The 20,934-nt window shown below is 61.3% G+C and carries 23 protein-coding genes and 1 pseudogene; 9 read left to right on the top strand and 15 right to left on the bottom strand.

Annotated features, from left to right (window positions below; genetic code table 11):
- Window positions 1–83 precede the first annotated feature (83 nt).
- Window positions 84–689, bottom strand: coding sequence for a pyridoxamine 5'-phosphate oxidase family protein (locus GTQ41_RS20240; RefSeq protein WP_047295917.1), 606 nt, complete (start codon window positions 687–689; stop codon window positions 84–86).
- 18 nt (window positions 690–707) lie between these two features.
- Window positions 708–1,193: an N-acetyltransferase gene (locus GTQ41_RS20235; protein ID WP_047295915.1), complete on the bottom strand. Its 486-nt coding sequence runs from the start codon at window positions 1,191–1,193 to the stop codon at window positions 708–710.
- Between the two features lie 141 nt (window positions 1,194–1,334).
- Between GTQ41_RS20235 and GTQ41_RS20230 the strand changes: the two genes are divergently transcribed.
- Genes GTQ41_RS20230 through GTQ41_RS20220 form a run of 3 tightly spaced genes read left to right on the top strand, consistent with a single transcriptional unit; the run spans window position 1,335 to window position 3,367 of the window.
- A complete protein-coding gene (locus tag GTQ41_RS20230; RefSeq protein ID WP_047295913.1) occupies window positions 1,335–1,760 on the top strand; it encodes a nuclear transport factor 2 family protein in 426 nt (141 codons plus the stop codon).
- A 40-nt stretch (window positions 1,761–1,800) separates the two neighbouring features.
- Window positions 1,801–2,145 (top strand): YciI family protein, encoded by a 345-nt coding sequence (locus GTQ41_RS20225; protein WP_003227360.1) that lies wholly within the window; start codon window positions 1,801–1,803, stop codon window positions 2,143–2,145.
- Complete coding sequence (locus GTQ41_RS20220) at window positions 2,138–3,367, top strand: RNA polymerase sigma factor (RefSeq protein WP_047295911.1); 1,230 nt, start codon at window positions 2,138–2,140, stop codon at window positions 3,365–3,367. Before GTQ41_RS20225 ends, GTQ41_RS20220 begins: the two co-directional genes overlap by 8 nt.
- Before the next feature lie 130 nt (window positions 3,368–3,497).
- Here GTQ41_RS20220 and GTQ41_RS20215 read toward each other — a convergent pair whose 3' ends face one another.
- Window positions 3,498–4,352 (bottom strand): LysR family transcriptional regulator, encoded by an 855-nt coding sequence (locus GTQ41_RS20215; RefSeq protein ID WP_047295909.1) that lies wholly within the window; start codon window positions 4,350–4,352, stop codon window positions 3,498–3,500.
- A gap of 89 nt (window positions 4,353–4,441) precedes the next feature.
- On the opposite strand from GTQ41_RS20215, the gene GTQ41_RS20210 reads away from it, so the two are divergent.
- Complete coding sequence (locus GTQ41_RS20210) at window positions 4,442–4,879, top strand: multidrug/biocide efflux PACE transporter (RefSeq protein WP_047295907.1); 438 nt, start codon at window positions 4,442–4,444, stop codon at window positions 4,877–4,879.
- A gap of 109 nt (window positions 4,880–4,988) precedes the next feature.
- Here the strand turns inward: GTQ41_RS20210 and GTQ41_RS20205 are convergent, their stop codons facing one another.
- Window positions 4,989–5,744, bottom strand: a complete 756-nt coding sequence (locus tag GTQ41_RS20205; RefSeq protein WP_047295904.1) for an SDR family NAD(P)-dependent oxidoreductase — start codon at window positions 5,742–5,744, stop codon at window positions 4,989–4,991.
- Between the two features lie 120 nt (window positions 5,745–5,864).
- On the opposite strand from GTQ41_RS20205, the gene GTQ41_RS20200 reads away from it, so the two are divergent.
- On the top strand, window positions 5,865–6,761 hold the full coding sequence (locus GTQ41_RS20200) for a LysR family transcriptional regulator (protein ID WP_047295903.1): 897 nt from the start codon (window positions 5,865–5,867) through the stop codon (window positions 6,759–6,761).
- A 111-nt stretch (window positions 6,762–6,872) separates the two neighbouring features.
- On the opposite strand, the gene GTQ41_RS20195 is transcribed toward GTQ41_RS20200, so the two are convergent.
- The 3 genes and pseudogenes from GTQ41_RS20195 to GTQ41_RS20190 form a co-directional block, all read right to left on the bottom strand.
- Window positions 6,873–8,489 carry an inorganic phosphate transporter gene (locus GTQ41_RS20195; protein WP_047295902.1) on the bottom strand — a complete coding sequence of 539 codons (1,617 nt, stop codon included), beginning with the start codon at window positions 8,487–8,489 and terminating at the stop codon, window positions 6,873–6,875.
- Between the two features lie 124 nt (window positions 8,490–8,613).
- Window positions 8,614–8,742, bottom strand: a pseudogene (locus GTQ41_RS28840) (metal ABC transporter ATP-binding protein); the annotation flags it as partial.
- A complete protein-coding gene (locus GTQ41_RS20190) occupies window positions 8,739–9,761 on the bottom strand; it encodes a transporter (protein WP_041066447.1) in 1,023 nt (340 codons plus the stop codon). The pseudogene GTQ41_RS28840 and the gene GTQ41_RS20190, both read right to left, overlap by 4 nt.
- Window positions 9,762–10,037: 276 nt before the next feature.
- Between GTQ41_RS20190 and GTQ41_RS20185 the strand changes: the two genes are divergently transcribed.
- The gene (locus tag GTQ41_RS20185) at window positions 10,038–11,660 is read left to right on the top strand and encodes a methyl-accepting chemotaxis protein (protein ID WP_047295900.1); all 1,623 of its coding nucleotides are present in this window, start codon (window positions 10,038–10,040) and stop codon (window positions 11,658–11,660) included.
- A gap of 110 nt (window positions 11,661–11,770) precedes the next feature.
- Entirely contained in the window at window positions 11,771–12,217 is a 447-nt protein-coding gene (locus tag GTQ41_RS20180) for a hypothetical protein (RefSeq protein WP_047295898.1), read from the top strand.
- A gap of 146 nt (window positions 12,218–12,363) precedes the next feature.
- Here GTQ41_RS20180 and GTQ41_RS20175 read toward each other — a convergent pair whose 3' ends face one another.
- The 3 genes from GTQ41_RS20175 to GTQ41_RS20165 all read right to left on the bottom strand — a co-directional run bounded on the left by GTQ41_RS20175 (window position 12,364) and on the right by GTQ41_RS20165 (window position 15,289).
- Complete coding sequence (locus GTQ41_RS20175) at window positions 12,364–13,539, bottom strand: GAF domain-containing sensor histidine kinase (RefSeq protein ID WP_047295896.1); 1,176 nt, start codon at window positions 13,537–13,539, stop codon at window positions 12,364–12,366.
- Between the two features lie 161 nt (window positions 13,540–13,700).
- Window positions 13,701–14,006 carry a PepSY domain-containing protein gene (locus GTQ41_RS20170; RefSeq protein ID WP_007917758.1) on the bottom strand — a complete coding sequence of 102 codons (306 nt, stop codon included), beginning with the start codon at window positions 14,004–14,006 and terminating at the stop codon, window positions 13,701–13,703.
- 158 nt (window positions 14,007–14,164) lie between these two features.
- On the bottom strand, window positions 14,165–15,289 hold the full coding sequence (locus GTQ41_RS20165; protein ID WP_047295894.1) for a glycerophosphodiester phosphodiesterase: 1,125 nt from the start codon (window positions 15,287–15,289) through the stop codon (window positions 14,165–14,167).
- A gap of 222 nt (window positions 15,290–15,511) precedes the next feature.
- Here GTQ41_RS20165 and GTQ41_RS20160 point away from each other — a divergent pair, with 222 nt between their 5' ends.
- Entirely contained in the window at window positions 15,512–15,838 is a 327-nt protein-coding gene (locus GTQ41_RS20160; RefSeq protein ID WP_047295892.1) for a DUF2025 family protein, read from the top strand.
- A gap of 137 nt (window positions 15,839–15,975) precedes the next feature.
- Here the strand turns inward: GTQ41_RS20160 and GTQ41_RS20155 are convergent, their stop codons facing one another.
- Both GTQ41_RS20155 and GTQ41_RS20150 read right to left on the bottom strand, forming a co-directional pair.
- Window positions 15,976–16,287: an antibiotic biosynthesis monooxygenase gene (locus GTQ41_RS20155; RefSeq protein ID WP_047295890.1), complete on the bottom strand. Its 312-nt coding sequence runs from the start codon at window positions 16,285–16,287 to the stop codon at window positions 15,976–15,978.
- A complete protein-coding gene (locus GTQ41_RS20150; protein ID WP_047295888.1) occupies window positions 16,284–16,985 on the bottom strand; it encodes a CTP synthase in 702 nt (233 codons plus the stop codon). The genes GTQ41_RS20155 and GTQ41_RS20150 overlap by 4 nt, the downstream gene beginning before the upstream one ends.
- Window positions 16,986–17,123: 138 nt before the next feature.
- Here GTQ41_RS20150 and GTQ41_RS20145 point away from each other — a divergent pair, with 138 nt between their 5' ends.
- Window positions 17,124–18,065, top strand: a complete 942-nt coding sequence (locus GTQ41_RS20145; RefSeq protein ID WP_047296295.1) for a LysR family transcriptional regulator — start codon at window positions 17,124–17,126, stop codon at window positions 18,063–18,065.
- On the opposite strand, the gene GTQ41_RS20140 is transcribed toward GTQ41_RS20145, so the two are convergent.
- From GTQ41_RS20140 to GTQ41_RS20130, 3 genes are all read right to left on the bottom strand, one after another.
- Entirely contained in the window at window positions 18,066–18,599 is a 534-nt protein-coding gene (locus tag GTQ41_RS20140) for a DUF1003 domain-containing protein (RefSeq protein WP_041066470.1), read from the bottom strand. It lies immediately after the preceding gene.
- A 172-nt stretch (window positions 18,600–18,771) separates the two neighbouring features.
- Window positions 18,772–20,091 carry a PAS domain-containing methyl-accepting chemotaxis protein gene (locus GTQ41_RS20135; protein WP_047295886.1) on the bottom strand — a complete coding sequence of 440 codons (1,320 nt, stop codon included), beginning with the start codon at window positions 20,089–20,091 and terminating at the stop codon, window positions 18,772–18,774.
- A 230-nt stretch (window positions 20,092–20,321) separates the two neighbouring features.
- Window positions 20,322–20,930, bottom strand: a complete 609-nt coding sequence (locus tag GTQ41_RS20130; RefSeq protein WP_047295884.1) for a TetR/AcrR family transcriptional regulator — start codon at window positions 20,928–20,930, stop codon at window positions 20,322–20,324.
- Window positions 20,931–20,934: the final 4 nt, after the last annotated feature.

Genomic DNA, 20,934 nt, shown 5'->3' with positions numbered 1-20,934 from the left:
GCGATCTTTTGATCTTGCTGTTGAGAAGATCAAGATCAAAGATCGCAGCCTGCGGCAGCTCCTACAAAAGGGTCGGTGGTGGATCAGTAAAGGGTGTCGATTACCCGCTTCGGCGCTTCGCGATCGTACGTCTCGGCATCAAACTGCCCATCATTCAGACGCTTGTGGAAAGCGCCCGCAGAGGGCAGGGCCGAGCGCAGCAGGTGAGTCTCGGGGTTCCACGCATCTGAACGCACAAAGGCTTTCGAACAATGGAAAAACGCCGCCTCCACCGTCACCAGCAACACCGTTTTCGCCGGTTTGCCGTTCACCGCAAAGCTATCCAGCAGTTCGGGATCGGCGCTGATGGTCGCGGTGCCGTTGACCCGCAAGGTTTCGCCGATCCCCGGAATGATGAACAGCAGCGACACCCGTGGATCCTGCAGCACATTGCGCAAGGTATCGATGCGGTTGTTGCCCGGGCGATCCGGCAGCGCCAGGGTGTTTTGGTCAATGATCCGGACAAATCCCGGCGCATCGCCGCGTGGCGAATTGTCGAGGCCGTCGGCGCCCACCGAGCTGACGATCACCAGCGGCGAGACCCGCACCATCGCCTGATAATCCTCGTTGAGAAAACCGATCTGCTTGCGCACCGCGTGCTCGTGGGGCAGGCCGTAAATAGCTTCCAGTGCTTCGATTGAATCGATCATCGTGCATCCCTCGATGATTTAGAAAAACAGCCCCATGCGCCGCTCGTAACCGATCCGGCCCTTGTACGCTTCGCCGCTGTCGACGAAACCGTGTTTGGCGTACAGCGCGATCGCCGCGTCGTTATCGGCATCCACCGACAGTTCCAGCCCTTTGATCTCCGGCCATGCTTCACGCGCGACGTCGGGCAACGCTTGCAGGCAGGCCTTGCCATACCCCTTGCCTTGCGCGCGGTGATCGACCTGCAAGGCGTGCAGGGTGGCGCTGTGTTCATCGGCCCAGGCCGGCAACACCGGCGGGCGCTTGAGCAGCAGGAACGCCACCGGCACTTGATCGGCCAGCAGGGCAAAGCCTTTCACGCCGGGGCCAGGTTTGGACAGCAGCGTGTGCAGCGCACCGTGAATGTCGCCGGAAAACTTGATCTGTTCGGGATGGATTTCAATCGCCTCGACCTGCTGACGCTGCAAGGCGTTCAGGCTGTCGTACGGCACGAGTTGGGCTGGCACGGGAATTTCCTTTTTCCTACAAAGGTGAGCTTCGGATTCTAGCGATTTTGTCTTTGGCGGAAATTTTTTGTTTCGACTGTCGATCTGCCCGATGGCCGAACGACTAAGGGTGTCTTCACTACATAAACTACGGAGAACACCATGAGCGCACACACTGAAATCCAGGCCCTGATCAACACTTATCGCGAAGCGGTGATGACCAAGAACGTCGACAAAGTCATGGCGTTGTACGCTGACGACATCGTCTCGTTCGATGCGATCAAGGCCCTGCAATTCAAGGGCAAGGCGGCTTATCGCGCGCACTGGGAAGCCTGCATGCAAATGTGCCCCGGCCCGCACGTTTTCGAGTTTCACGAGATCGCCATCGAGACCGCCGACAACCTCGCTTTCGCCCATTGGGTCACGCATTGCGGGGGGACCAACGACAAGGGCGAAACCCAGAGCTGCTGGATGCGCGCTACCGCGTGTTATCGACCAGTGAACGGGACGTGGAAGATTGTCCACGAGCACTGGTCGGCGCCGTTCGATCCGATGAGCGGCAGCACGCTGTTCGATGTGCAACCCTGATCTTCAGCCATAGTTGATCCGTTCGATTCAGGAGAACGCCATGAAGTATTTATGCCTGGTCTACAGCGATGAGCGCCTGCTGCACACCTCGCCCGACAGCCCGGAAGACGCCGAGTGCTGGGCCTATGCCGAGTCGATTCAGGGCAGCGGGCGGATGGTTGCCGCCGAAGCGCTGGAGTCGGTGCAGACCGCGACCACGGTGCGCATGCGCAACGGCAAACTGTCGATTACCGATGGCCCGTTCGCTGAAACCAAGGAGCAACTGGCCGGGTTTTACCTGATCGATGCCAAGGATCTGAACGAAGCGATTCAGGTCGCCGGCCACATTCCGGCGGCCCGGGTCGGCAGCGTCGAAGTGCGTCCGGTGCGGCAGTTGAATGTCTGAAGTCCGGGCGCGGGTCGAGCAGGTCTATCGCGAAGACTCGCGGCGGATTCTGGCAACCCTGATTCGCCTGCTCGGCGATTTCGATCTCGCCGAAGAAGCCTTGCACGAGGCGTTCTTCGTCGCGGTCGAGCGCTGGCAGCGCGACGGTGTGCCCGACAATCCGCGCACCTGGCTGGTGTCCACCGGGCGTTTCAAGGCCATCGATGTGTTGCGCCGCCGCGCCCGCTTCAAGGCCTCGCAGCCGCTGTTGCTCGCGCAGCTCGAAGCACTGGAACAGGCCGACTGGAGTGGCGAAGACGTGGAAGACGACCGCTTGCGGCTGATCTTCACCTGCTGTCACCCGGCACTGGCGGCGGATGCGCAGGTGCCGCTGACCCTGCGTGAAGTCTGCGACCTGACCACCGAGGAAATCGCCCGCGCGTTTCTTTCGGCTCCGGCGGCGATTGCTCAGCGCATCGTGCGCGCGAAGGCGAAGATTCGCGACGCCAGAATCCCTTATCAAGTGCCGAGCCTGAGCGAGCTGCCCGAGCGCCTCGACAGTGTGTTGCGGGTGATTTATCTGGTGTTCAACGAAGGCTATTCGGCATCGATGGGCGCTGAATTGACCCGCGAGGATCTGACCCGTGAGGCGATCCGGCTCGGGCGGTTGCTGATGGAATTGCTGCCGGAACCGGAGGTTATGGGACTCTTGGCGTTGATGCTGTTGCATGAGTCGCGGCGCTCGGCGCGGACTTCCGTGGAGGGGGAGTTGATTCTGCTGGACGACCAGGACCGCTCGCGCTGGGATGCCGGGCTGATTGCCGAAGGTTGCAGGCTGATCGAACGCGCGCTGAGTACGCGACGATTCGGTCCGTATTGCCTGCAAGCGGCGATTGCTGCGGTGCATGCCGAAGCGCCGTCAGCGGCGCAAACGGATTGGCAGCAGATCGTTGGCCTCTACGACGTGCTGTTGCGCGCAGTGCCGTCGCCGGTGATCGAATTGAACCGCGCCGTGGCGGTGGCCAAGCGTGATGGGGCGGTGGCCGGGCTGACGCTGATCGAAGGGATTCTGGATCGCGGCGAATTGCAGGATTACCACCTCGCGCATTCGGCGCGGGCGGAATTTTGTCGGCAGTTGGGTCGGGTAGAGCAGGCGCGGGCGGCGTACCGGCGAGCACTGGAACTGACCCGGCAGGAGCCGGAGCGGCGGTTTATCGAGGGGCGGCTGAGCGAACTGGATTGATCCGGGGAATTCATTGGCAGTGCCGGCCTCATCGCTGGCAAGCCAGCTCCCACAGTGTCTGCGCCGTACACAAAGTTAATGAACACCTCGGTACTTGTGGGAGCTGGCTTGCCAGCGATTGGCGGCGCCGCTATTCCAGCATCTTGCTCAGCAACCAGCTCCCCGCCGGCCCCGGCGGATAGACCCGCGACCACAACGCATCGACATACACCGGCCGTGGCCAGCCACGCACCGTCAGCTCCACCAGCGAGCCATTGCCGAAACGCCCCACCAGCCAGCGTGGCAGCGCCGCCCAGCCAAAGCCCATTTCCGCCATCTCCATCAGCATCAGGTAACTCGGCGCCGACCACACCCGGCCTTTGGCGCGGCTGTCGTAGGGATTGACGATGGTCGCCAGGCGCAACTCGCGATGCTGCTCCAGCACCTGCTGATCGACACCTTGGATGCCGCTCAGCACATGATCACGTTTGACGAACAGTGCGATGTCGGTGTGCTCGGCCACGGTCGAGGTCACCAGGTCCGGCGGGTAGCTGTCGCGCATTTCGGCAAATGCCAGGTGCGCGCGGCCACGCTGGACCAGTTCGATCAGGTCGTCGCACTCGGCGATCAGGCATTCCAGTTCCAGGTCCGGATAACGCTGCTCGAAGTCGACCAGCGCCGCTTCGAAGCGCGCCGATTGATAGGTGTCGGAAATCGCCACGGTCAGCTTCGGCTCGACACCTTGGGCCAGTTGCCGGGCGCTCATTGCCATACGATGGTTGGCCGCCAGAATCGCCTCGGCCCGTTGCAGCATCACATGGCCGGCCGGGGTCAGGGTCGGTTTGCGGCTGCTGCGGTCGAACAGCATCAGATCCAGATCGATTTCCAGGCTGGCCACAGCGGTGCTTATGGTCGACTGACTGCGCCCCAGTTTGCGCGCCGCCGCCGAGAACGAACCCTGAGTGGCCGCTTGCACAAACGCCAATAGCACTTCCTGCGAAGCCATGAACTATCGCCTTGGTCGATGGTTATTGGTTATGAAGTATCGGTATGAGGGCGGATCATGGCAACCCTCTTCACTCAAGGAGTCAGGCCATGACTGCCAACAAATCCATCACTGAACGTATCTTCCAGGCCATCGGTTTCGAGTGTCTGGCGATCCTGATCTGCACACCGTTGCTGGCGTGGATCATGCAAAAACCGTTGCTCGACATGGGCGCGGTGACCGTGCTGATCGCCGTGCTGGCGCTGGCGTGGAACGTGCTGTTCAACGGACTCTTCGACCGGGCGCTCAAGCGCCTGAACCTGGGGCACAACCCCTGGACGCGGGTGATCCATGCGCTGCTGTTTGAGGGCGGGTTGATCGTGATGGGCGTGCCGCTGATTGCCTGGTGGCTGTCGGTCAGCCTGTGGCAGGCGTTCTTGCTGGACATCGGCGTGCTGCTGTTTTTCCTTCCGTACACCTATATGTATCACTGGGGGTATGACGTGGTGCGCGAGCGGTTTGTGCAGCGCAGCGTCTGTCAGAGCTAATCCGAACCCTGTAGGAGCTGCCGCAGGCTGCGATCTTTTGACTTTGATTTTTTAAAAACAAGATCAAAAGATCGCAGCCTGCGGCAGCTCCTACAGGGGCGTGTCGGGTTTAGAGAAACATCCCGCCCGACGCCTCAACCCGCTGCCCGTTGATCCACTGCGCACCCGGCGCCAGCAGCATCGACAGCGCGCCACCGATGTCATCCGGTTGCCCGGCGCGTCCCAGTGCGGTGTTGCTCGCAACCATCGCGTTCAACGCGGCGTTGTCGCGCACCGCGCCGCCGCCAAAGTCCGTCTCGATGGCGCCCGGCGCCAGAATGTTCACGCCGATCTGCCGCGCCCCCAGCTCCTTGGCCTGATAGCGGGTCAACACTTCCATCGCACCTTTCATCGCTGCGTAGGCGGCGTAGCCCGGCAGGCTGAAGCGGGTCAGGCCGCTGGAGATGTTAATAATGCGTCCACCGTCATTGATCAGCGGCAGCAGCTGCTGAGTCAGGAAGAACGGCCCTTTGAGCTGGATGTTCATCAGCAGGTCGAACTGTTCAGGGGTGGTCTCGGCGAACAGTGCGTGCACGCCAATCCCGGCGTTGTTGATCAGGAAGTCGAAGCGCGGACGATCAAAGTGCTGCAACGCCTGCTCAACCCGCGAAGCGAAATCGGTAAAGCTGTCGCTGCGGCCCACATCCAGTTGCAGCATCACGGCTTTGGCGCCGCGTTGTTCCAGTTCAGCCACCAGCGCCTCGGCTTCATCGGCGCGGCTGTTGTAGGTGCCGATGATGTCCACGCCTTCGGCAGCGAGGTGCAGGGCGGCGTTCTTGCCCAGGCCACGGCTGGCGCCGGTGATCAATGCGATTTTGCGGCTCATGTGAAATCCTCGATTGCGGTGAGTGGTGATGAGCAAAGTTTATTTATCCGCCGTGGGGTGATAAACAGACTGAAACCGGAATCACTGATCGGAACAGCCGAACAATCAGCGGGTGTCCTCATGAACAAACTGGAACTGCTGCGCACCTTCGTCCGGGTCAGCGAACTGTCGAGTTTCACCCTGGCCGGCGAGAGTCTCGGGTTGCCGCGCTCGACGGTGTCCGAGCATGTGCAGGCGCTGGAAAGCCTGCTTGGCACGCGCCTGCTGCAACGCACCACGCGCAAGGTGCAGGCGACGCAGGACGGTCTGGTGCTGTATGAACGCAGCAAGGATCTGCTGTCGCACATGGACGAGATCGAGGGGCTGTTTCGCCAGGATCCAGCGTCGCTGAGCGGGCGGATTCGTGTCGACATGCCGAACATCCTGGCGCGACGCCTGATCATGCCGCTGCTGCCGGAGTTCATGGCGCGCCACCCGAATCTGGAACTGGAGATCAGCAGCACCGACCGCCGCGTCGATCTGCTCAGCGAGGGCTTCGATTGCGTGGTGCGCATCGGCGCGCAGCCGGATCAGTCGGTGGTGGCGCGACATTTGGGCGACTTCCCGATGATCAACTGCGCCAGCCCTGCGTACCTTGAACGCTACGGCGTGCCGCAGACGCTGGAGGATCTGGCGCAGCATCGACTGGTGCATTACGTCGGCGTGCTCGGTTCGCGCTCGGAAGGGTTTGTGTATGAACAGGACGGTCAGGTGCGGCGCCTGCCGATGGCCGGCAGTGTCACGGTCAACAGCACTGATGCCTATGAGTCGGCCTGTCTTGGCGGGTTCGGCCTGATTCAGGTACCGCGCACCGGCATGCAGCCGCACCTGGACACCGGGGAGCTGGTGACGGTGCTGCCGCAGTTCACGGCACCGGCGATGGGCATTGCAATCCTGTATGCGCGGCAACGGCATTTGCCGCTGCGGGTGCGGGTGTTCATGGAGTGGTTGGGGGAGGTCATCCGCTCGACGCTCTGACCGACTTCACCTGTAGGAGCTGCGGCACGCTGCGATCTTTTGATTTTGCTTGTAAAAAACAAGATCAAAAGATCGCAGCGTGCCGCAGCTCCTACAGAGGATTTGTGGGGATCAGAAGATTTGGGTGAACAGCCAGTACAGGCTGCCCGACAGCAGAATCGCCGCCGGCAACGTCAGCACCCACGCCATCAGCAGATTGCGGATGGTCTTCATCTGCAAGCCACCGCCATTGGCGACCATGGTCCCGGCCACGCCCGATGACAGCACATGGGTGGTCGAGACCGGCAAACCGAACATGTCCGCCGCGCCAATCGTCAGCATCGCCACGGTTTCCGCCGAGGCGCCCTGGGCGTAGGTCAGGTGGGTCTTGCCGATCTTTTCGCCGACCGTCACCACAATCCGTTTCCAGCCGACCATGGTGCCGAGGCCCAAGGCGATGGCCACGGCGATCTTCACCCACAGCGGAATGAAGCGTGTGGCGTTGTCGATCTGCTGCTTGAACAGTTGCAGTTTGTCCGTGGTGTCGGCGTCGAAGTTGCCGACCTTGTTCTTCTCCATCAGGCGAATGCTTTCGCTGGCCAGGTACATGTCGTTACGCACGTTGCCCATGGCTTCGGCCGGGACTTTCGACAGCGAACCATAGCCTTTGACCTCTTCGCCAATGTGCCCGGTCAGGGCGGCGAGGGCGGGGATCAGTTGCGGCGTGGCTTGCTTGCTGCGCACGTAATCCGACAGCACCGGACGAGGATCGACCGGCGCTGGCAGCGGGGTGTTTTTCACCAGCGCTTGCTGAGTGACTTCGGCGACGGCGGCAAACTGCAGCGCCTGATCGGCGGGCATGGTGCGGTTCAAGGCGTAAGCCATGGGCAGGGTGCCGACCAGAATCAGCATGATCAGGCCCATGCCTTTCTGCCCGTCGTTGGAGCCGTGGGCGAAAGACACACCGGTGCAGGTGGCGATCAGCAAACCGCGAATCCACCACGGTGGCGGGTTGTTGCCTTGCGGCGCCTTGTACAGCGCGCGGTTCTTGATGAAGGCGCGCATGGCCAGCAGCAACAGCGCCGCGCAGCCGAAGCCCACCAGTGGCGACAGCAACAGCGCATAACCGATCTTGGTTGCCTGCGCCCAGTCCACGCCACTGGTGCCGTCGCGCCCGTGCATCAGGGCATTGGCCACGCCGACGCCGATGATCGAGCCGATCAGCGTGTGGGAAGAGGAGGCCGGCAGGCCCAGCCACCAGGTGCCGAGGTTCCACAGGATTGCCGCGATCAGCAGGGCAAAGATCATCGCGAAACCGGCGGACGAACCGACCTGCAGAATCAGCTCCACCGGCAGCAGGGCGATGATGCCGAACGCCACCGCGCCGCTGGACAGCAGCACCCCGAGGAAATTGAAGAAGCCCGACCAGACCACCGCCACATTCGGCGGCAGCGAATGGGTGTAGATCACCGTCGCGACGGCGTTGGCAGTGTCGTGGAAACCGTTGACGAACTCGAAGCCCAGCGCAATCAGCAACGCGACGCCGAGCAACAGGAACGGGGTCCAGGTGGTGACGGTGGTGCCCAGCTCATGCATGTCGTGCATCAGGCTGTAAGCGGTGAACAACATGCCCATGGCCAGAACCGCGAAGAACACCACGTAAGTGAACGGACCGGGTTTCTTATCAAGTGCCGGCCGGCCGCCGTGGGCGGACGTGGGGCGGGCGGCGGTCAGGGAGGGAGTAGCCATGAGCGGACAATCCTGAGCGAGGGAAGGTTTGTTCGTCATGATCGTTGCTAAATATTACAGAGAGACTGCGATAGATCAGTGTTTGGGTTTTTAGCTCCACCACTGATCTGAAGGCTGAAGCAGATCCCTGTGGGAGCGAGCTTGCTCGCGAAAGCGGTGTGTCATTCAACAATGATGGTGCCTGATATTCCGTCTTCGCGAGCAAGCTCGCTCCCACAGGGGAACTGTGCTGGACATCAGGTTCGGTGGTCAGTAATCCCCACGCTTGCGAAACGCCCAGCGCCCGGCAATCACGGTAAACGTCGCCACCAGCGCCACCAGAATCCAGAACCCTTCCGGATCCGTCGCCAGCGGCACGCCGCCGACGTTCATGCCGAAGAAGCCGGCGATGATGTTGATCGGCAGCGCCAGCACCGTGACCACGGTCAGGGTGAACAGCGTGCGGTTGCTCTGTTCGTTGAGGTTGGCGGCGATTTCTTCTTGCAGCAGTTTGATCCGCTCGCCGAGGGCGGTGAGGTCGTTGATGATCAGCGCAAATTCCTCGGTGGACTTGCGCAGCTCCTTGACGTCCTCCTTCTGCAGCCACGCCGGCGGCCGGTTGAGCAAGCGCAGCAAGGAGCCCGGCTCCAGCGCCAACAGGCGTTGCAGGCGCACCAGCACCCGACGGTTGGCACCGAGTTCGGCGCGGTTGGTCGACAGGCGCGAGGAGAGTAATTCGTCTTCGACCTGATCGACGCTCATGCTGGTCTTGCGCACGATCTGCGTCAGCACTTCGCCCTGATCGCGCAGCAGGTGCACCAGCAGTTCCGACGGTGAGCGAAAGCATTCGCCGGCCTTCACCGACGAACGCAGTTTGTCCACCGAGTGCAGCGGTTGCAGGCGTGCGCTGACGATCAGTTTGCTGCGCACACAGACCCACAGCGTCGACACGTCCGAGGACACCATGCTGCTGAGGTTGAACACCACGTCGTTGACCACCGCCAGCAACGCCGAGTCCACGTGCTCGATGCGCGTCGAGCGCGAACCTTCGTGCAGCGCCTCGAAAAACTCTTCGGGCAATTGCAGATGGCTTTTCATCCAGCGCTCACACGCGGCGTGCGCCAGGTTCAGGTGCAGCCAGAGGAATTCATCACGGTCGCTGTCGTCTTGCAGACAACGCAGGGCGGTCGCCGAATCGACTTCGCGGCCACGCTCACCAGGACGAAAACGGAAGCCGTAAAGCAGACCGAACAAATCAGGATCGCGATGACTGAGGTCGAGGCTGTGGTTCATGGAGGCTCGCTGCGAGGAGGGCGTCTGGCGTGGAGTTTTCAGATTCACCTGAGCCGCATCATCGCAACCGGATATGACACTTGTGTGACGATAAAGTGACGCCAGATCAATGCCTTACCGGCGGTCGGATTTCCTTCAAGAAGCGCTCTGGTGCGCCGATCACGCTTGGGTTACGTTGCGCGCGCTTGGCCATGAGCCAAGGCTCGCCGACACGGATGTCCGGCAAAATTCCACGCCTTATCGGGCGTGCCTCATCCCTGTCCTGAGTATCTCGCGATGCTGCAAAAATCCCTGAGAGCACAAATTCTCGCCCTGCTGAGCGGCAGCCTGCTGGCGATGCTGTTGATCGCACTGGCCTGCTTTCATTTCCTGTCCAATGGCGTGCAGAACTACAGCCAGTTGATCGCCGGCCCCTTGCACACCTCACAATTGATCGACGAGGCCAACCTGCAATTCAAGGTGCAGGTGCAGGAGTGGAAAAACGTCTTGCTGCGCGGCAAGCAACCGGCGGACCTGGCCAAATACTGGAGCCAGTTCGAAGATCGTCAGCGCGATGTGCAGAGCATTCTCGGTGAACTGGCCGGCCAGAAAGGCCTGGAGCCGGCGCTGAAGTCCCGCATCGAACGCCTGCGTGAAGAGCACCGCCAACTCGGCAGCGCCTACCAGAAGGGTCGCGATGCCTACGTCGCGGCCGGTGCCGATCCAGCGGCTGGCGACAGTGCGGTCAAAGGCGTGGACCGCGCCACCAGCGATCAGATGAGCGAACTGGTCGCCGAGCTGCGCAAGCAGGGCACCGAACAGTCGGCGCAGATCAGTGCCAATGCCGACAGCACCGTGCTGCTGGGGATTGTGGTGATGCTCGGTTCCGGTCTGTTGATCGGTTTGCTCAGCCTGTGGCTGGTCAACCGCAACCTGATCGAACCGATCCGCAAACTGATCGATTACGTCACCCAGTTGAGCCGTGGGCGCCTTGCCGAACGCGTCGCCAACGCCCGCCAGGACGAGTTGGGCAACCTTGCGGCTGCCGCCAATACCCTGCGCGATTTCCTCGCTGAAACCTTCACTCACCTGCAACGCAGTGCCAGTGATCTGGACAGCGCCAGCGGCGAACTGAATGCGATCGCCACGACCATGGCCGGCGGCACCAACGAGCAGTTCAACCGCACCGATCAGGTGGCCACGGCAATGAACGAAATGTCCGCCACCGCCCAGGAAGTCGCCCGGCATGCGGCGGATGCGGCGCGGGCTGCCGACGATGCCGACCAGTCCGCCCAGCAGGGTGAAAAGGTCATGCAGGGCACCATCCACAGCATCACCCGGATGCGTGGCGAAATCGCCAACACCGCTGAAGTGATTCGTCGCCTGGAAAGCGACAGCGGGCGCATCGGCAAGGTGCTGGAAGTGATTCGCGGCATCGCCGAACAGACCAACCTGCTGGCGCTCAACGCAGCGATTGAAGCGGCGCGGGCCGGTGAGGCCGGACGCGGTTTCGCGGTGGTCGCCGATGAGGTGCGCAACCTTGCGCAGCGTACGGCCGAGTCGATCATCGAGATCAACCAGATCATTCAGAACGTGCAGACCGGTGCCGTGGACGCTGCGCAAGCGATCGAAAGCGGTCAGGCGCGCAGCGACGAAAGCGTCGAGCAAGTGACCCAGGCCGGTGCGATGCTGGAGCGCATCACCCATGCGGTGGAAGCGATCCGCGACATGAACCGCCAGATCGCCACCGCCGCCGAAGAGCAGACCTCGGTGGCCGAAGACATCTCGCGCAACCTGACCGAGATCACCTCGATTGCCAGCACTAACCTCAACAGCGTGCAGCGCACCGAAAGTGCCAGCCAGAATCTGCATGGCCTGTCCGGGCAACTCAACGAAGTCACCGCGCGCCTGAGCGCCTGACGTCCGCCGACGTGTACCGATTCGGTTACCGAGTCGGTACACAGTCGATCTCAAATCCGTACGACTGCCGCCGATGGCCGGTTATCTAAAACCGGCATTGGAGCCATCCCATGGTCAGCATCACCTCCGTTTCGATCAATCAGACCGTCAGCACCGCCACCAGCAAAACCAAAATCAGCGACGCCAGTGACGACACCTCGGCCACTGCAACCAGCAGCGCAGGCGTCAGCGCCGATACCAGCAAAGTCGCGGCCGGCGGGGGCGCGGCTCCGGCAGGCGACAGCAGTTCCGACAGCAGCGGTGAATCGGATTCGGTGAAAGCACTGCGCAAGCAGATCGCCGAGCTGCAAAAGCAATTGCAGGAGCAACAGCAAGCGCTGCAAGCGGCTCAGGCCAAGCAGGAAGACGCTGATGCCAAAGCGGCTGACGTAGCCTCCGCCGAGTCGCAGATCTCCAGCACCTCGGCTTCGTTGCAGACCGCGACGGCGGCTTTGTTGCAGGCGTTGCAGGATTCCGGGTCGAGCAGCTCGGGGTCGTTGGTCAGCACGTCGGCCTGATTTCTCAAAAGCACTGAAGGTCCAATGTGGGAGCGAGCCTGCTCGCGAAGGCGCAGTGCCAGTCGCCTCAGATGTGGCAGACAGACCGCTTTCGCGAGCAGGCTCGCTCCCACAGGGATCTGTGGTGGATTTGAGTTTGTGGTGTTTCAGGCAGTGGGCAGGCTGAAGGTGAACAGCGTGCCGCTCTGCGCGGTGGACGCCACATGCAAATGCCCGCCATGGGACTGGGCGATCTGACTGGCGATATACAGCCCCAGACCGAGCCCGGCCTGTGGCGTGCTGGCGCTTGGGCGCGAGTAAGGCTGGAACAGATGCGGCAAAACCGCCTCGGGAATATGCCCCTGATTCTTCACCGCCAGCATCAACACGTCGTGCTCGACTTGCGCGATGACCTCAATGTCACCCGCCGGGTCACCATGGGCCACCGCATTGGCCAGCAGGTTCGATAGCAATTGAGCGATCCGCGCGCGGTCACAGGGCAAGCCCTGCAAGTCGCCGATGGACGCGTGAATGGTGCGCTGCGGATGCACGTTACGAATTTCCGTCACCACTTGCTGCACGGCTTCGGTCAAATCGGCGCAGGGCTGGATATTCACCGGAATGCCCTTGCCCAAGCGTCCGCGAGCAAAGTCGAGTACGTCATCCACCAGCCGGGTTGCCCGTTGCGCACTGCCGAGGATATTGCGTACCCGCACTTCGATGGCCGGATCCGGATGCTTGCGCAGGAGCATTTCGGCGCCGGCGCTGATCGCGAACAACGGGTTACGCAAGTCGTGGCCGAGCACGGCAATGAACTGTTCGCGCAACTCGGCGGTTTCGCGCTCCTGCAACAACGCGGTTTCGGTGAGCTGCGCGTTTTCCTCGGCTTCGATCTGCAACGCAAGCATCCGCGCGAACGACTCCATGGTGCTCTGGATGCTGCTGGACTTGAGCTGTGCCGGGTTCGGATCGAGGGCGCAGATCGTGCCGAAAAAGCGCCCGTCGGTGCGGAACACCGGCACCGAGATATAGCTCTCGAATTTGTACAGACGCGGGGTGTGATGATCGCGGTAGAGCGGGTCTTCGCTGGCCTTGTCGATCACCACCGAAGTGTGGGCAGCGCGGATTTCGTGGCACAGCGTGGTGACCACATCCAGTTCGCCACCGACCTGCAGGCCGAAATCCAGCTGGTCGAGGACGGCGCAGGCTGTCCACGACTCCTCGGTAACCCGCGCCACAGCGGCAAAGCGCAGGCCGGTCAGTTCGCGAATCACCTGAAGAATCGCCGGAACCGCGCTGATCCGTCCGATCGTTGCGATGTCTGTTGCCGCTGTCTGCCCCATGCCCATCGCTCTCGGCTGCAATTGTTTATCTGATGGTCGCCATACTAGCCGTCTGATGGCGATTTTGGCATCCCTTCAGGCGGCATCCGCGTGATTCGCCGGGCAACGGACGCAAAAAAGCCGCAGGATCCGGGATCGTGCGGCTTTGCGTTGGCGGTGTATCAGGTGTCTTGCTTGTTGCTCAGCACCTTGCCGGTGGTGGCATCGAAGTCGACGTCAAACTCTTTGCCGTCGGCGGTTTTCAGCTCGACTTCGTACTCGTAACCGTTGAAGTGGTTATCCAGATCGGTGTCGGTGATGGTCGCACCCGGATGCAGTTTCAGCGCTTCGGCATTCATCGATTCCAGCGACTTGATCTTGCCGGATTTGACCAGCTCAGGGATCTGGTCGACGCGCACATCGGCCTGGGCCAGGCCAGCAGTCAGGGTCAGGGCAGCGGCGGTAAACAGGGCAGTCAAAGTTTTCATCGGCTCATTCCTTGGGTTGTTCGTTGAAGTGGGCTCAGGTTAACCACCGCAACTTAATTCACCCTTAAAACCCCGAATACAAAACGGACAAGCCATGCCCGACACAAAACCTGTGGGAGCGTGGCTTGCCCGCGATAAGGGCACCTCGGTTTTGCAGATCAGAACCCGTTGTTCTTCAACACCTGATCGACACTGGCGCTGGCTGGACGCTTGTAGAACTTCAACAGTTCGCTGGCGCGGTTGGTGAAGATGCCATCAACCCCGGCCGCCATGACTTTCTCGAAGTCCACCGGCTCATCGACGGTGTACACGTGCACCAGCATGCCCTGATCGTGGGTGTACTGGTTCATCCACGGTTGCACCAGATCCGAGTAGCTCTGATCGCCGCCCTTGGTCAACTTGGCAGAAGGACCGGTGCCGATGGCGCCGTGAGCCTTGGCGAAATCCACCCATTGCTTGAATTCGGCTTCGGACTTCGGCTCCTGCTTGCCGTAGAACACGTTCTTGTCCTTCTCGCCGGACTCGGCAAAGCTCACCTTGGATTTTGGCTCGATGCTGCCTTCGCCGACCCACAGCAGCAGGATTTTCGGCACTTGCGGCATTTCCTTTTGCAGCAGTTCGAGGCTGTTCTTCTCGAAAGTCTGCAGGATCACTTTGCCTTTGCCCTGGCCGACGCCCAGTTCGCTTTTCGCCAGCTTCGAACCGGCCGGGCTCAGCCAGCCGCGATCTTGCAGCTTCTCTTTGAGGTCATGCTCGATTCCCGGAAACAGTTGCGGTTCCTTGGTTTCGATGTACAGGCCGGGCTTGTGTTTCGGGTTGGCCTGGGCGATGTCGATGATTTCATCAAGGGTGAGGATTTTCAGTCCGGCATAGGTCGGACGTGCGCGATCCGGGTAAGCCTTGTTGTACCAGCTGCCGGCGTCGAGGGTTTTCAGTTCGGCCATGGTGAAGGCGGTGGCCGGGCTGTCCTTGCGCTCGGGGAACTTGGTGGCGACGTCGGTGGTGCGTTGCAGGTTGTTGTCGTGCAGGGCGAACAACACGCCGTCCTTGCTGCGCTGCAAGTCCATTTCCAGGTAGTCGGCGCCAAGGTCGCGGGCCAGTTTGTAGGAGGCGGCGGTGGATTCCGGTGCATCGAAGGACGCGCCACGGTGCGCGATCACGGCTGGATGCGGGATGCCATGGGCGGCGGCAAGCTCGTTGACGTCAGTCGCGGCGGCGTGGGCCTGGCCGAGACCGAGCATCAGGCTCAGCATGAGGGCGCGTTTGGTGAAAGTGGCGGGCATGTTCGAGTTCCTTTCGCAGGGCATTTTCAAAGACGTACCTTTTAACAACTGAAGCGATTGCGTGCTATCGCCAGACCGACATAAACGTATTAAAAGCGATTTTTCCTGCACTTTTGTGGCGCGGTTTGCAGTACGCTTGCCCTCGGCAGACGCTCCGGCAGAGGGCGCGCCGAGTCTGTTGCCCTGCGTGTAAACCATCGATGATTTTTCGTGAGGTTTACCATGCGCATCACTTCCCAACTCATCTGTCAGGCCGCCGATGACCTCAAGGGTTTTGTCGGCCTCAACCGCAAGACCGGTCAGTACATCGTGCGATTCAGCGAAGATTCGTTCGGCATGGACGTGGCCGATGACGGCATTATTCCTGTGAATGAATTTGTCTGGGCGCCAGTGACGCCGCAGACCATGACGCTTAAACGCGAGCTGATTCAGTTGCTGCTGGACCAGAACATCGACGAGCGGATCAACATCACCGAGCCGTTGCGGGTGTACATGAGCAAGGTTGAGGTGCCGGAGATTGTGGCGGTGCGCAGTCTGGTGCAGGGCTGAGGTTTTTGTATTGACGCTACTGGCCGCATCGCGGGCAAGCCACGCTCCCACAGGTTATTCGTTGTTCTGAAGATCACGCAGTACCTGTGGGAGATGGCTTGCCAGCGATGAGGCCAGAGAGAACCCCACCCAACTCCCTACCCAAATCGATACTCCCGCTCCACCCGACACACCCGCGTCTGAAACGTCGAATACCACTGCGCCCGCCCGCGCGCCTGAATCACCCGGTGCTCGGGATGTTCGCGCCAGGCCAGAATCGCCGCCTCGTTCTCCCAGTAGGAAATGGTGATGCCGACGCCATCTTCCCCGCGAATCGAATCAATCCCGAGAAACCCCGGTTGCTGGCTGACCAGCGCCATCATGCGCTCGGAGGCCGCCGCGTAACCGTTGTCACCCTTGGTACGGGTCGAGGTGAAAATCACCGCGAAGCAGGTTGGGGCCGGTTTCATTGCCGTTGCTCCACGCACGCTTCGACGAACGCCCGCACCAACGGTGGGATCTGGCCGTTGAGCACCGCACGTTCCGGTTGAAACAGCGTGGCGACAAAAAACACATGGTCAGTCAATTCGATCGCGCGCAAGTCGCCCGCCGAATCGTGCCCCACGGCGCGTAGCGGAGGGGTCAGCAATTCTTGTTCGAACTGCGGATTCACACCGAATCGGCAGCGATAACCTTCATGAATTTCAGACGTTTCGTACGCCTTGGCGATCAACGAACCGGCGACCAGATGAATGCTGTCTACCGCCTCCACCAACGAACAGGTCAGCGGTGTCAGTACCGCTCGCGGCGAATCCGGTGACGTTTCGCCATGCTCGGCATCGGCCCAGCCCAGCACATTGCGGGAAAATTCCAGCAGCGCATGCTGAAAACCGCCGCAGGTACCAAGGAACGGGCGCTGTTGTTCGCGGGCAAAACGAATCGCCCTGAGTGCACCGGCCTCACTGTTGTAGGGGCTGCCCGGAACGCACCAGAAGCCGTCGTAGTGTGCCAATGGTGTATCGGGGTGGATTTGCTCCGTGGCCAGCCAGTCGAATTGCACATTGTGGCCGGACTGCTCGGCGATCATGCCGAGGGCAACGGGGATCGCCTGGTGGGCGGTGACTTGCGGGTCGTAATCGCCGATCAGGGCGATGGAAATGGCGTCCATGGAATTTCCTGGATTTGAGTGAGTAAACCTCTGTGGTGAGGGGATTTATCCCCGACGGGGCGCGAAGCGGCCCTCAAACAAGGCCTGCTGCGCAGTCCATCGGGGGATGAATCCCCTCACCACGGTGAATGTGTGCAGTTGTCGATCACCGGGGCTCACTATAGATTGGCGTTCACGCACTCAATATTGGCGTTTTCCCAAGTGATCAATGCAGCGACGCACTATCGACTCGACTACCCGGATCTGGCGCTGATCCTTGCGTTGGTGCGCGGCGGCTCTCTGGCCCGGGCGTCGCAGTTGCTCAGGGTCGACGTGTCGACGGTGTTTCGCGCAGTGCGTCGTCTGGAGTCGGCGCTGGGCCAGCAGTTGTTCGAAAAGAGCCGCGCCGGTTATTTGCCTACCACCCTCGCGCAGACGCTGGCCGAGCAGGCCGAGCGCGCCGAGCAGGCGCTGGAAGCGGCGCGAATCGGTGTCGAGCAGGGCGGGGAAGTGGTCAGCGGTACGGTGCGCCTAACCTGTACCGATTCGGTGCTGCAAGGCCTGCTGTTGCCGGCGCTGGCGCAGTTCATGCCGAACTACCCGGCGCTGACTCTCGAGCTGAGCACCTCCAACGATTTCGCCAACCTCAGCCGGCGTGATGCCGACATCGCCCTGCGCCTGACGCGTACACCGCCGGAGCATCTGGTCGGACGGCAACTGGCGAAGGTCTCCTACCGGGTCTGCGCCAGTGCGCGTTATCTGCAGAATGTGGATGCGACGGATCTGGCAGCGCTGACCTGGATCGCCCCGGACGAGTTTCTGCCGGATCACCCGACCGTCGCCTGGCGCCGCCAACAGTTGCCCGGCGTGATCCCGAGTTATCGCTGCAACAGCATGCTCTCGGTGACGGAACTGGTGCGCGGCGGTCTCGGCGTGGCGGCGTTGCCGGACTTTCTGATCACGGAAGGCTTGCAGCCCCTCAGCGAACCGCTGCACGGCTATGACACCGCGCTGTGGCTGCTGACCCGCGCGGACTGCCGCGCGTTGCGCGCGGTGGTCACGCTGTTCGATGAATTGGGGCGGGCGCTGCGTTTGCCATGATCAGCGTTGCGGATCCTGGCAGATGTGCGCATGCAGTTCGCGGGTCAGGCCTTCGATGCGTTCAGTCAGGCTCTTGGTCATCTCGGTGAGTCGGGTGTTCTGTTCCAGCAATTCGAGCAGTTGCGCGGTGGTCTGTGCGGCCTGCGCCTGGCGCTCGCTGTTGGCCACCGCCAGCGCTTCACGGTGTTGCGCGTCGGCGTCCGACTGCGCCTTGTCCCGCGCGGCCTGTCGAGTCTGTGCCAGCAGAATCAACGGCGCGGCGTAGGCGGCTTGCAGGCTGAACGCGAGGTTGAGCAGGATGAACGGGTAGACGTCGAACTGCGTCACGCCCGAGACGTTTAGGCCGATCCACACTGCGACGATCAGCGTTTGCGCGCCGAGAAACAGCGGCGTGCCGAAGAACCGCGCGAAGGCCTCGGCACGCAGGGCGAACGCGTCGTTGCCGAAGGTGGTGTTGAGGTGAGCGTGGGGGCGGTGGAAGCGCAGGTGATCGACCGGGGCGGGCGCGGGGACATCGGGTTTTTCTGTGGTCATGGTGGGCTCGGCAGGACTTGGGACTGGAGGTCACTATAGCCCTGCATCGAGGCTGATGGCCCGTTCGCGAGCAGGCTCGCTCCTACAGGGATTGATGAGTCGATCACTTAACTTGTGATCAACCCGGAACCTGTGGGAGCGAGCCTGCTCGCGAAAGCCGCGACGCGGTCTCTCAGCCCGGCGCCCGCTCATTGGCAAACATGCTCACCGCCTGCACCGCTTCACTGGCGCCATCGCGGATCTGCAGAATCACGCTGCCGGCCTGATCCGCCAGTTCAACGCCTTGCGCCGCCCGCCCGCGGGTGCCTTCCATGCTCTTGATCGCCTGCCGTGTCTCGCTCTGGATCAGGCCGATCATGTTGGAAATCTCCGCCGTCGAGCCGCTGGTGCGCGCCGCCAGTTGCCGCACTTCGTCCGCCACCACGGCAAAACCGCGGCCCTGATCCCCGGCGCGAGCCGCTTCAATTGCCGCGTTGAGCGCCAGCAGATTGGTCTGGTCGGCAATCGCGCGGATCGTATTGACGATCGCGGTGATCTGCTCCGAGCGTTCGCCAAGTTGCGCGATCAGCGTTGATGACTGCGCGATGTCGTCAGCAATCTCGCGCATTTCGCTGGCCGCCTGCTGGATCACCTGAGTGCCTTGCTCGGCGACTTTCCGGGTTTCCACGGAGATGTGATAAGCGGCGCTGGCGCTACGGGCATCGTGCTCGTGCTGCTCGACGCGGGCGGTGACGTCCGTGGCGAATTTCACCACTTTGCACAAACGCCCCGCGGCGTCGTACACCGGGTTGTAGTTGGCCTCCAGCCAAATACTCTGGCCGCGCTTGTCGACGCGCTCGAACTGGCCCTGGAACAGTTCACCCTGATTCAAGCGTCGCCAGAAGTCCTCGTAGGCACTGCTGTTGACCAGCTCAGCGCGGCAGAACAAACGGTGATGTTTACCCTTGAGTTCAGCGAGGGTGTAACCCATGCGTGTCAGAAAATTCTGATTGGCCGTGAGAATGCCGCCGTCGAGGTCGAATTCGATCACCGCCATCGCCCGGTCGATTGCCTGCAGTTTGGCGTTGGCCTCGCTTTCCTGCTGCACCTTGGTCGTCACGTTCATGGCGAACTTGACCACTTTGACCACACGCCCCGAGGCATCCTTGATCGGGTTGTAATTGGCTTCCAGCCAGATCGGCTGGCCCTGGCTGTTGATCCGTTCGAAGGTGCCGGACTGGAACTGACCGTTTTTCAGGCGCGACCACAGTTCGGTGTATTGCGCGCTGCGGCCAAACTCCGGAGTGCAGAACAAGCGATGCGGCTGGCCGATCACCTGTTCGGCGCGGTAACCCATGGTTTTGAGGAAGTTGTCATTGGCCTTTAACACCACACCGTCAAGGTCGAACTCGATCACCGCCATGGAGCGATTGATCGCTTCAAGCAGGCCGTTTTGTTCAGTGATGGTGTGTTGAAGATCGTTGAGTTCGGACTGGTGGCGTTTGAAAAACATAGAGGCAGTACCTGGAAGTAGGGAAAGACGAGGTTTGTGTCCCTGTTTCCGCGCTGGCAGAGCAAATGCCGGGTCGGCATTTGTCATTGACTGCAAAGTGCCAGCATCCAGGCTGACGGCTCGATCTTATACAAACCAAATTAAGTTGTACAAGAAATTGCGCGTCGGTACGTTTCCGGTTTTTTCAAAGTTCGAGTCGGTGACGCCGGGCGGGTGCCGAAAAGGCCGGTTCAGAGCTGATAACGTGCCAGAAACATCTCCAGTGCCGACTCGGCCACGGCTTTTTGCGTGTCTGCATCCAGCGGCGGCAAACCCATGGAAATCTGCGGCCAGAAACCGAACGACTTCAACAGTCCCTGCACCTGCTGCGCGGCGAAATCGGCATCCACGGTCTTCAACCGACCATCGGCCAATGCGGCGCGAATCCACACTGTCAGGCCTTCTTCCCGCTCACCCATGCGCGCCACCATGTCTTGCGCGCGCTCCGGTGAATGAATGGTGGCAGCGATCGCCACCCGCGCCAGTCCGAGAAAATTGTCATCAGCCATCATCTGCAGTTTGGCCAGCAACATGGGCAGCAGTTGCTCGCGCAGCGGCTGATCGGCGCGGTAGCACACCGTCTGCTCTTCGGTAATCCGCGCCCAGAGTTGGTTGAGAATTTCGGCGAACAGCTCTTCCTTGCTGGGGAAATGGTTGTACACCGTGCGCTTCGACACCCCGGCGGTGGCCGCGATCTTGTCCATGCTGGTGATCTCGAACCCGTTGGCCCGGAATTCGGCAATCGCCGCCTGAATGATGGCTTCGCGTTTGCGGTCGGTGAGGCGCTGTGCAGCTGTCATAAGT

It is taken from the genome of Pseudomonas sp. AN-B15, from assembly GCF_019056475.1.
In the GTDB taxonomy this organism is placed as follows: Bacteria; Pseudomonadota; Gammaproteobacteria; order Pseudomonadales; family Pseudomonadaceae; genus Aquipseudomonas; species Aquipseudomonas parakoreensis.
The sequence above is the reverse complement of the archived record's forward strand: the minus strand, read 5'-3'. Positions and strand labels throughout refer to the sequence as shown.

What these genes read in the sequence shown, in the direction of transcription:
- GTQ41_RS20240 (WP_047295917.1), bottom strand. Translation starts at nt 689, where the DNA reads ATGATCGATTCAATCGAAGCACTGGAAGCTATTTACGGCCTGCCCCAC.
- GTQ41_RS20230 (WP_047295913.1), top strand. Translation starts at nt 1,335, where the DNA reads ATGAGCGCACACACTGAAATCCAGGCCCTGATCAACACTTATCGCGAA.
- GTQ41_RS20225 (WP_003227360.1), top strand. Translation starts at nt 1,801, where the DNA reads ATGAAGTATTTATGCCTGGTCTACAGCGATGAGCGCCTGCTGCACACC.
- GTQ41_RS20220 (WP_047295911.1), top strand. Translation starts at nt 2,138, where the DNA reads ATGTCTGAAGTCCGGGCGCGGGTCGAGCAGGTCTATCGCGAAGACTCG.
- GTQ41_RS20215 (WP_047295909.1), bottom strand. Translation starts at nt 4,352, where the DNA reads ATGGCTTCGCAGGAAGTGCTATTGGCGTTTGTGCAAGCGGCCACTCAG.
- GTQ41_RS20210 (WP_047295907.1), top strand. Translation starts at nt 4,442, where the DNA reads ATGACTGCCAACAAATCCATCACTGAACGTATCTTCCAGGCCATCGGT.
- GTQ41_RS20205 (WP_047295904.1), bottom strand. Translation starts at nt 5,744, where the DNA reads ATGAGCCGCAAAATCGCATTGATCACCGGCGCCAGCCGTGGCCTGGGC.
- GTQ41_RS20200 (WP_047295903.1), top strand. Translation starts at nt 5,865, where the DNA reads ATGAACAAACTGGAACTGCTGCGCACCTTCGTCCGGGTCAGCGAACTG.
- GTQ41_RS20195 (WP_047295902.1), bottom strand. Translation starts at nt 8,489, where the DNA reads ATGGCTACTCCCTCCCTGACCGCCGCCCGCCCCACGTCCGCCCACGGC.
- GTQ41_RS20190 (WP_041066447.1), bottom strand. Translation starts at nt 9,761, where the DNA reads ATGAACCACAGCCTCGACCTCAGTCATCGCGATCCTGATTTGTTCGGT.
- GTQ41_RS20185 (WP_047295900.1), top strand. Translation starts at nt 10,038, where the DNA reads ATGCTGCAAAAATCCCTGAGAGCACAAATTCTCGCCCTGCTGAGCGGC.
- GTQ41_RS20180 (WP_047295898.1), top strand. Translation starts at nt 11,771, where the DNA reads ATGGTCAGCATCACCTCCGTTTCGATCAATCAGACCGTCAGCACCGCC.
- GTQ41_RS20175 (WP_047295896.1), bottom strand. Translation starts at nt 13,539, where the DNA reads ATGGGGCAGACAGCGGCAACAGACATCGCAACGATCGGACGGATCAGC.
- GTQ41_RS20170 (WP_007917758.1), bottom strand. Translation starts at nt 14,006, where the DNA reads ATGAAAACTTTGACTGCCCTGTTTACCGCCGCTGCCCTGACCCTGACT.
- GTQ41_RS20165 (WP_047295894.1), bottom strand. Translation starts at nt 15,289, where the DNA reads ATGCCCGCCACTTTCACCAAACGCGCCCTCATGCTGAGCCTGATGCTC.
- GTQ41_RS20160 (WP_047295892.1), top strand. Translation starts at nt 15,512, where the DNA reads ATGCGCATCACTTCCCAACTCATCTGTCAGGCCGCCGATGACCTCAAG.
- GTQ41_RS20155 (WP_047295890.1), bottom strand. Translation starts at nt 16,287, where the DNA reads ATGAAACCGGCCCCAACCTGCTTCGCGGTGATTTTCACCTCGACCCGT.
- GTQ41_RS20150 (WP_047295888.1), bottom strand. Translation starts at nt 16,985, where the DNA reads ATGGACGCCATTTCCATCGCCCTGATCGGCGATTACGACCCGCAAGTC.
- GTQ41_RS20140 (WP_041066470.1), bottom strand. Translation starts at nt 18,599, where the DNA reads ATGACCACAGAAAAACCCGATGTCCCCGCGCCCGCCCCGGTCGATCAC.
- GTQ41_RS20135 (WP_047295886.1), bottom strand. Translation starts at nt 20,091, where the DNA reads ATGTTTTTCAAACGCCACCAGTCCGAACTCAACGATCTTCAACACACC.
- GTQ41_RS20130 (WP_047295884.1), bottom strand. Translation starts at nt 20,930, where the DNA reads ATGACAGCTGCACAGCGCCTCACCGACCGCAAACGCGAAGCCATCATT.